General features: G+C 47.4%; 7 protein-coding genes. All 7 read right to left on the reverse strand.

What is annotated here, in order from left to right; translation table 11 throughout:
• Positions 1-3,070, reverse strand: a 3,070-nt coding sequence (gene gltB / locus AC3A8L_RS10665; RefSeq protein WP_487962237.1) for a glutamate synthase large subunit, incomplete at its 3' end; no start/stop codon positions are given.
• 425 nt (positions 3,071-3,495) lie between these two features.
• Positions 3,496-5,004: an AAA family ATPase gene (locus AC3A8L_RS10670; RefSeq protein WP_487962238.1), complete on the reverse strand. Its 1,509-nt coding sequence runs from the start codon at positions 5,002-5,004 to the stop codon at positions 3,496-3,498.
• 42 nt (positions 5,005-5,046) lie between these two features.
• Positions 5,047-6,144, reverse strand: coding sequence for a 3-dehydroquinate synthase (aroB, locus tag AC3A8L_RS10675; protein WP_487962239.1), 1,098 nt, complete (start codon positions 6,142-6,144; stop codon positions 5,047-5,049).
• An 87-nt stretch (positions 6,145-6,231) separates the two neighbouring features.
• A complete protein-coding gene (locus AC3A8L_RS10680) occupies positions 6,232-6,750 on the reverse strand; it encodes a shikimate kinase (RefSeq protein ID WP_487962240.1) in 519 nt (172 codons plus the stop codon).
• Positions 6,750-8,921: a type IV pilus secretin PilQ gene (locus AC3A8L_RS10685; RefSeq protein ID WP_487962241.1), complete on the reverse strand. Its 2,172-nt coding sequence runs from the start codon at positions 8,919-8,921 to the stop codon at positions 6,750-6,752. The genes AC3A8L_RS10680 and AC3A8L_RS10685 overlap by 1 nt, the downstream gene beginning before the upstream one ends.
• A gap of 5 nt (positions 8,922-8,926) precedes the next feature.
• A complete protein-coding gene (locus AC3A8L_RS10690; protein ID WP_487962242.1) occupies positions 8,927-9,373 on the reverse strand; it encodes a pilus assembly protein PilP in 447 nt (148 codons plus the stop codon).
• Positions 9,374-9,459: 86 nt separating this feature from the next.
• A partial coding sequence (locus tag AC3A8L_RS10695; RefSeq protein ID WP_487962243.1) for a type IV pilus inner membrane component PilO occupies positions 9,460-9,869 on the reverse strand: 410 nt, incomplete at its 5' end.

The raw sequence follows: 9,869 nt of genomic DNA on the forward strand, positions 1-9,869 counted from the left end.
AAATGGTAATCAAGTCGGCATAAGCTTTTGCAACACCCGCAGCGATAGTGCCAACGCCAGGACGCGATACCAGCTTCACAGACACTAACGCACTAGGATTAACCTGCTTAAGATCGTAGATAAGCTGAGCCAAATCTTCAATCGAGTAGATATCGTGATGCGGCGGCGGTGATATTAGCGTAACGCCGGGTACCGAATAGCGTAAACGCGCAATCAAATCATTCACTTTAGCGCCGGGCAGCTGTCCACCCTCTCCAGGCTTAGCACCTTGCGCGACCTTAATCTGTAAAACTTCGGCATTACTCAAATATGCAGGTGTAACGCCAAAACGACCAGAAGCAACCTGCTTAATTTTGGACATTTTCACGGTGCCGTAACGCACAGGGTCTTCACCACCCTCACCACTGTTAGAACGACCGCCCAAAGTGTTCATAGCTTCAGCTAAAGCTTCGTGTGCCTCTGGCGATAATGCGCCAAGCGACATACCCGCCGAATCAAAGCACTTAAAGAGGTTTTCAACAGGTTCAACCTCATCAAGCGGTACCGGCTCAATATCTTTACGAATAGCCAACAAATCACGCAGTGTCGCAACCGGGCGCTCGTTAATTAGTTTGGCGTAGTCGCGCCAAGCTGAATACTCACCGGTTTGAACAGCCGCGTGCAACGCCTCAATAACATCGGGGTTGTAAGCGTGATATTCATGGCCGTGAACGTACTTGAGAATACCGCCGTGATTAATCGGTTTGCGCGCCTTCCAGGCAAGCTTAGATAAGATCTTTTGGTCAATCTCAAGATCTTCAAAACAAGCACCTTCAATACGACTTGGCGTACCATCAAAACAGAGCGAAACCACATCACTACTCAAACCGATCGCTTCAAATAACTGCGCACCGCGGTAAGAGGTAATCGTCGAAATCCCCATTTTAGACAGGATTTTCAACAAACCTTTATTAATACCACCGCGATAGTTTTTGTAGGCAGAATCAACATCGGTAAGTAAATCGCCCGACTCGATAAGACTATTAATAATGTAGTAGCTCAGATACGGATAAACCGCCGTAGCCCCATAACCGATCAACGTCGCTACATGGTGAGAGTCACGCGCGGTCGCTGTTTCAACAACGATATTGGCATCACAACGTAAGCCGTCATTGGTTAAACGCTGATGCACAGCACCCGTCGCCAATAAGGCATGAATGGGCACGAAGCCTTCCTTAAGGCCCGCATCGCTCAATACTATAATCGTTTGCCCAGCCTTAACATCAACGACCACCTCTTCAACCAGCTGGGTTAATGCTGATCTGAGATCAGTTTTATCGGCATCGTAATGCAAGCTATACGTTTTAAGAGGATACTTTTCACTATCAACAGCCGCCAAGGCTCTGAATTTGTCCGGAGATAATACTGGGCTGCTTAAAATAATACGGCGAGCATGCGCCTCAGTTTCATCAAATACGCTGAGCTCGCGCCCGAGACAAGTTTCCAACGACATGACGATAGCTTCGCGAAGCGGGTCGATGGGAGGGTTTGTTACCTGCGCAAACTGCTGGCGAAAATAATCGTAGAGCGAGCGCTGATGCTGAGACAATACCGCCATAGGCGTATCATCACCCATAGAGCCTACAGCTTCTTGTCCGCCCTCAGCTAACGGTCGCAAAACCAAATCACACTCTTCAAAAGTGACCTGGTTCATTTTCATATAAGTCTTCACTAACTCATCAGGCAAGCCGCCCTCAGCCTGGTCACGCGCCAAGCTGGATTCAATGCGCGTCGCTTGCTCATTCAACCACTTGCGATAAGGTTTGCTGTTTTTCAGCTGATTATCGATATCTTCGGTGTGAAATAGCTTACCGGTTTCGGTATCAACTGAAAGCATCTGCCCTGGCCCTAAACGACCTTTGGCCACAACATCTTCCGGCGCATAATCATATACACCCACTTCGGAAGCCACCGTAATCAGATCATCTTTTGTGATGACCCAGCGCGAGGGGCGCAAACCGTTCCTATCTAGCGTACAGACCGCATAGCGGCCATCGGTGACCACTAAGCCGGCAGGGCCATCCCAAGGTTCGATGTGCATTGAGTTATATTCGTAGAATGCCTTGAGATCCTGATCCATCGTCTCAACATTCTGCCACGCAGGCGGTACAAGCATTCTTACCGCGCGGTGTAACTCCATACCGCCGGTCAACAACACTTCCAGCATATTATCCAGGCTAGAGGAGTCGGAGCCGGTACGATTTACCAGTGGCGCAACCTCATTAAGGTTTGGCAGTAGATCATTCTGGAACTTAGGAGTACGCGCTAACGCCCAGTTGCGGTTGCCGACAATCGTATTAATTTCACCGTTGTGAGCCAACATTCTGAAAGGCTGAGCTAACGGCCAGCGAGGTAATGTATTCGTTGAAAAGCGCTGATGGAAAACGCAAATAGCGGTTTCCATGCGCTCATCACCCAAATCTAAAAAGTACCTGGGCAGGTCAACAGGCATCATCAAGCCCTTGAACGAGACTACCGCACTACTAAGGCTTGCCACATAAAAATCAGCATCTTCAGCTAGCGCTTTTTCAATACGGCGCCGAACGAGGAACAATTTAGAATTAAAAGCCTGCTCGTTTGTTTCGGTGGTATTAACAAATAAGTGGAAAAAATCAGGCTCACTCTCCTTTGCAATTGGACCAAGGCACTCAGAGTTAGTCGGCAACTGACGCCAGGCCACATCGCTTAACCCCTCACGAGCCAGCTCAGCAACAATCACTTGCTTAGCGCCGCTAGAAGTCGCGTCGTTTTTGCTAAACATAAAAGCGCCGACGCCATATAGCGTGCTCAGCTCAAAGTTCGCGTCCTCTTTAGCCACCGTACGCAAAAAGCTATCTGGCTTCTTAATTAAAAGACCACAGCCATCGCCCGTTTTACCATCGGCAGCAATACCACCCCGGTGAGTCATACAGGTCAACGATTCTATTGCGGTCAGCAACAACTTATGACTGGCTTGCCCTTTAAGGTGGGCAATCAAACCAAAACCACAATTGTCTTTAAACTCATCTAACCGGTACAGGCCAGTATTCATAAGCAGATTCACTTCACTAAGTTGTTAATACATCGAGCCAGATCGCCAGTCAAAACAGTGACTAACGCGGCATCGGCAATGGGTTTTAATAGGCTGCAAGTTCTCGATATATTTCCGATGACTTACAGGCTTCAGTAACAGCCCCGATTGTCAGCCACTGATACCCTTTCTGTTTTCAATTGTGCGCACTACTGTTGCCGTATTTGAAGCACTACCGTAAGAGATAGCGATCTATGCGACTTTTGCGCCAACATTCCATATGGCGAAGGCTGTCTCAAACTTCGCAGATTTACTGCCAGAGACAAAAAAGCCCCTAAAGAAAGGGGCTTGCCTGATAAATTGGCGCTGAATGTTAACGGCTAAGACTCAAATTGGCAAGATCAGCACACCTTAACTGACGAACTGCTTGACCAATTCGCCCCAACTTAGGGCGTTTGTTGCTTATACGCTGCTATTTCTAGCCTCACTGCCGCCATGCTTTTAGGCCAAGGCCCCGCTTTGAGCTGACCACTTGGCAGGTTACTCATCGCCGCCAATGCTGAATCTTTATCTGCGTAGTAGCCCTCAACAACAACAAACCAGCTTTTCCCTGAGCGTATAGATCGATATATGCGTAAAGACGTACGATTACGCTGGCTGCTGACAAACTCCTCCAGGGCTGGCAACGATTTCGCTGCTGACACCTGCAAAACATAGCCATTTTTAGCCATTGCCATCAACGCAGATTCATCAAGCGTTAACCCCTCAAGTGCCGGCTTTGCACGAGAAACGAGTGCGGGCTTAGCAGGCTTCGCCTTGATGGCTGCTTTTGGCTCCAATGCGGCCCTAGGCGAGACCTCGTCTACTTTAGGCTCCGCATTGGCTTTAGTGTCAATTTGAGTGTCAACACTAATCGATACTGGAACAGTAGCCTCGACCTTATCAACCGGCAGGACCTCAGGCTTCGCAACCGTACTTTCAGTAGACGACTGACCTTTCAATAAAGAGTCCGCGCTGGATTGAGAGCTAACCATGACCTCACCACTCGAAACCGATGATGACTCAATCGCCACAGTAACCGGAGCACTAGATATGAGCGGTTTAGTAACAGCCTCAGGAACAGAAGCCTCATCAGTATCTCGAGATAAAAACCCCCACGTTAATACCGCTACCAATGCAATCAAGGCCAGCACATGCCAGATGGGCAGCTTGCTCCACCACGGCTCAACCCTGGAATCAACCTCTTGCCATGCCGACTGAGCCAAACGCAATAGCTCTCCGGGCCGACCAGCAGACTCATTCCACAAAGCACAAACCATATCATCATCAAAAGGAAGCGCTTGATCTGGGTGAGTACTCGCGAACTCTTCCGAGAGCAACTCTGTTGCATCACTTAAGGGAAATGCAGGTAATACACAATCGCGCACTTCAACATCAACAAGATTCAAAGCATCAAGACGCTGCGCGGCACCCGGTTCACCGATAAAAACTAAAGCCAAGCCGACTTCCGTATCAACACCACCCTGAAACACACTTGCCAAAGCGGCCAATGCTTGATCATCGAAGTTATGCGCATCATCAATGATCAATATTTTACGTAACTGCTCCCGCTTAAGCCCCGAGTCATAGTGGCGCAACGCGATAATTGACTGCCCAACACTCTGGCCATCTTTAACATCAATGCCTAAAGACGTGAGCAAGCAATCGAAGACCTGCGAAGTCGGCAGGCCCGCTGGCAACGCTAAAACACCGCAACTCACATCCTCAGGTAATTCACCGGCCATGCGATGGGCGAACACTGTTTTACCAGCCCCAACCTCGCCATCAACGACCTGTAAACCACCCGAAAATTGCGCTAAGTGCAATAGCTGCCTCATAACGCCTTGCCAAGTTGGCGGGTTTACAAAACTTGCCCCCCCCACAAAGGGAATCGTCGCCTCTAATGCGCTAGACATCGTGTGCTCTCCTTAATTTTTCAGCTGCAAAGTGAATTCAAGTTAACCAAGCGCGCTTAGCTGCTGATCTAATAAATTGGCATCAAACTCGGAGGTTACCACAGCCTGCCCCAACTGTTTCAGCAGCACTAACCTTAACTCGCCATCAAGGACTTTTTTGTCTACTGACATTCCCGCAACGAAATCAGCTTTAGTCATATTACCTGGAGGAGAAGTAGGAAGCTTAGCCCGCGCGATAACTTTAATTGCGCGGTCATAATCAACCTGCGAAATCCACCCCTGCAAGTATGAAAGCTCACAAGCCATTGCCATACCGGCACCGACAGCCTCACCATGTAACCAGACCCCGTACCCTTGAACATTCTCAATAGCATGCCCGTAGGTATGGCCAAGATTTAGAATCGCACGAATACCACCCTCACGCTCATCCTCAGCCACCACCTCAGCCTTAACTTCACAGCTTCTATATATGGCATACGCAAGGGCCTCTGGATCTCTCGCCAGCAAAGCATCCATATTACTTTCAAGCCAATCTAAAAAGACTGTATCCGCAATAAGGCCGTACTTGATAACCTCTGCAAGCCCAGCAGATAGCTCCCGTTCAGGCAGCGACTGCAGTAAGTTTGTATCGATAAGTACCGCCTTCGGCTGATAAAACGCTCCAATCATGTTTTTCCCTAGCGGGTGGTTTACACCGGTTTTACCACCAACAGATGAATCAACTTGAGAAAGCAAGGTTGTAGGTACCTGAATAAATTCCACACCGCGCTGGTAGCAAGCGGCAGCAAACCCAGCCATATCACCAACAACGCCACCACCGAGAGCAATAATCACACAACGACGGTCGAAACGCTGCTCAAGTAAAGCATCGAAAATTCCATTTAAAGCCTCTAAATTTTTAAACTTTTCACCATCAGGTAACAACACTGACTGGAGTTTTTTGGGAGGACTACCTAAGGCGTTTAGCGTACTCAGCAGAGACGGTAAAATGATCTCAGCAATAGTATTATTTGTCACAACCATCACCTGACGCCCGCCCACTAACGGCTGCCACAACGCTGATGATGAAATAGCATTTGCACTGATGTGAATGGGGTAGGATCGATCTTTAAGGTTAACCGTTAGTAAACGTTCAGTCATAGTGTTAGCTCAGCAATCATAAAAGGCCCGAACAACAGGCCGTCAAAACGCTGAGCATGCTAAGCCGTTTAACCCACCAAAGGCAAGCTATGCCTCAAGTTGAGCGCATATTTGATGGACAACACCTTTGGCACCACGAATATCGGTCATTATGCTCGCATGCGCTGCCGCCTCATACAATGGAGTGCGTAACTCTAACAACTCTTGTATTTTTGCCTTTGGATCTTTGACCTGTAAAAGCGGGCGCTTCTTATCCTTACTCGTTCGCGCGCTAAGCTGATCCAAAGAGGCCTGCAAAAAAAAGACATGCCCCAACTCCCTAAGCAATGGAATATTTTCAGGCTGCGTGACAATACCGCCGCCAGTCGCAATCACCATGGATGCATGTTCATCCAGCAGGTCCTTCAGCACGGCAGTTTCTCGAGCACGAAAACCCTCTTCACCCTCGACATCAAAAATCCAAGGAATATCAGCGCCTGTACGATCCTCAATCACTGAATCAGTATCAACAAAGCTAAAACCAAGTCGGGAGGCTAGAAGCCTCCCGACGGTGGATTTGCCGGCCCCCATGGGGCCGACAAGAATAATATTAGAATGTTTACTCATTAGTTATTCGTCAATGTGCTCGACATGATACGAGGAGTGATAAAGATGATTAACTCACGCTTATCTTCGCTCTGAGTATCCTTGCGAAACAAACGCCCCAACACCGGAATATCACCCAGTAGTGGTACTTTTGATTGACCAGTAACTATTTCGTTTTGGAAAATACCACCCAACACAACCGTCTGGCCGTCAGCAACAAGTACTTGCGTATTAAGCTCTGTCACATCGATAGTTGGAATACCCGCATTGGTTAGCTGCCCAACAGAATCCTGATTAATCTTTAAGTCCATAATGATGTTGTCATCAGGTGTAATTTGAGGTGTTACTTCAAGCTTTAATACAGCCTCTTTAAATGAAACTGTTGTCGCACCGCTGGCTGACGCTTCCTGGTAAGCGATCTCAGTACCATTTTCTATAGATGCTGTCTGCTTGTCGCCAGTAATAACTTTTGGTTGGCTGACAATTTCGGCAAAACCACTTTCTTCCAAGGCAGATATTTCAAGACCGAGCATCACATCACCCGAGATAACACTCCATGTAAAGTTGCCAAACGAATCAATAACACCAAGATCTACAGCTCTAGACGAATCCTCCCCAATAACCTTACCCTCAACATCAGTCAAACTAAAGGCTCCGCCTTCCCCTGGGTTATTGAAGAACTCCTCCATTTTCCCGCTATAACCATGCTTCGTTTTGCCGCCATTCGAGAAGCTTTCACCACCCAAGTTAATACGAGACCCTAGCTCTTTCCTGAAATTATTATTAGCTATCACAATACGCGCTTCGATCATCACCTGCCGAATTGGCACGTCTATTTGCTCTATAACTCGGCGAAAGTCATTAATCTTATCCTCAGTATCAGTAAGGATAATGGAGTTAGTTCGCTCATCAACAATCGCATGACCACGATCGGATAGAATACTACCCGTTGAGTTACGCTGACTGCCACCTCCAGCTCCACCACCGGACTGCCCACCACTACTTTCAGCAAACAGATCAAATAACTCACGCGCATTAGCGTAGCGCACGCGTATATATTCGGTTCGCAAGGGAGCTAGCTCTTCTAACTGTTTCTGAGTCGCCAATTCTTGACGCTCGCGTTCTGCAATTTCAGCCGCAGGCGCAACCATCAAAACATTACCAACTTGACGCTTATCTAAGCCCTTAGTTTTTAGTACTAACTCAAGCGCCTGATCCCAGGGAACATTATCCAAACGTAATGTAATGCTTCCCTTCACCGTGTCACTAGCGACTAAGTTTAAGTCCGTAAAATCTGCAATTAACTGCAGCACTGAGCGCACTTCAATATTTTGGAAGTTCAAAGACAACTTCTCGCCGGTGTAGGCAAACTTCGCACGCTTCTCTTCAACTTCAGCTTGAGTTAAAGGCTTGATACTGACTACATACTCATTATCGGCTTGGTAAGCAAGGTAGTCATATTCGCCGATAGCATCAATTTTAAGAACTGTACGCAAACTACCTATCGTTGCATCAATCATTTGAACAGGTGTTGCGAAGTCAGTTACATCTAGCTTACGACGTAAGGCATTAGGTAAATCGGTTTGCAAGAACCCTATCTCTATACCGCCTGCAACCTCTTCAACATCAATGCTTACTCCAGGGTTGCTCAACTGAACAATCACCTTACCCTCGCCGGCATCACCACGACGAAAATCAATATTTTTAATTTCAGACACCGACTTATCAAAGCGACTTTTTGGCTTAGACAGAACTGGTGATGCCGCCGTCGACACTGGGCTAGCTTTAGCCTCTAAAGAGGCAATCGCTTTTGCTCCTCCCCCCACTTCCATTATGAGATCAGTGCCCTCTATGCGTGTTGCGTATGGCTCAAGCGTATTCATATTCACGATTAAACGTGTCCTATTGCCGCCCGCCACAACGACAGCACTGCTGATGCTGCCCATTTCCATATTGAATTTTTTCTGTGCTAATGCATTTTCAACATCAGCAAAATCCAGCACGATGCGAGCAGGCTGCTCAATCGTGTAGCCTTGAGGATTTGAAGGAGTTTCATCAAACATCAGGCGAATCTCAACCCGGTCACCTGGCAGCTCAGAGAATTTGACATCTTGAAGCTCACTTGACCAAGCAAGTGGAGTGATTATCAAACCGGATAGAACTCCAGCAATCTTTCGGTATTTTGTGAACATGCCAGTTATTCCTTCTCAGATAATTTTATTGTTCTAGGACGTTGGACCCAACCACCCAAACCATCACCGACAATCTCCACAAGATTGAGTTGGGTGGTCGTAGCGGCAGTAATCTTACCGTGATTTTTACCAATATAGTTTTTTACAGTCACCCGGTGAATACCCCCAGAAGGATCTTTCACCAAAGCCCAAAGAGCTCCATTTTGCTCCAGAGTACCCACCATGGCAAGTGAGTCAAGATTGAACGACTCAAGAAAATCCTTCACCCTCAAAGGATCGGGCTTAACATCAGGGTCTCTCGTACCTTCAATAGTCGTGACTATAACAGGTTCATCAAAAGGGCTTCTCATGGCTGTAGAGCCGTAGATGAAGGGGTCAAATGTACGCACGGGCGGAAGGGGCTCAATACTACCCTCAGGCCGAGCCTTAACCCCCTCGATGTAGCGAGTCAAATCGGCTGAATCCTTAGATGATACACAGCCAGCTAACAAGAGCAGCCCAATTGAAGATAGGAATAATTTTCTGTTAAACATAGTTATCACTCCTGATCCTTATAGCGGTAAGTTTTTGCCACAACATCCATACTCAAGTTGGAGCCATTTGCTCCTTCCGAGCGTTTAATGGAAAAGTCATGCAAGGTAACAATTCGAGGCATGCCCGCAATACCGCTAACGAAAGCACCAAACTCATGGTAGCCGCCGGAAACTTTAATATTGATAGGAAGCTCTATATAAAATTCAGCCGGCTTCTCGGGCTGAAGTTTCACGCTCTCAATAACTAATCGACTTTGAGTACCCTTTTCATCAATATCATCAACTAAGTCTGGGACCTCTGTATCATCCGGCAGTTGTTTTTTAAGCGCCTCAAATGACTCTTCCATTTCAGCAATCTGCTTACGGTACCGGTCAAGGTTTGCAGCTTCAAACGCCTTAGCTTCAAAATCTTTCT

This window comes from Marinagarivorans sp. (assembly GCF_982758155.1).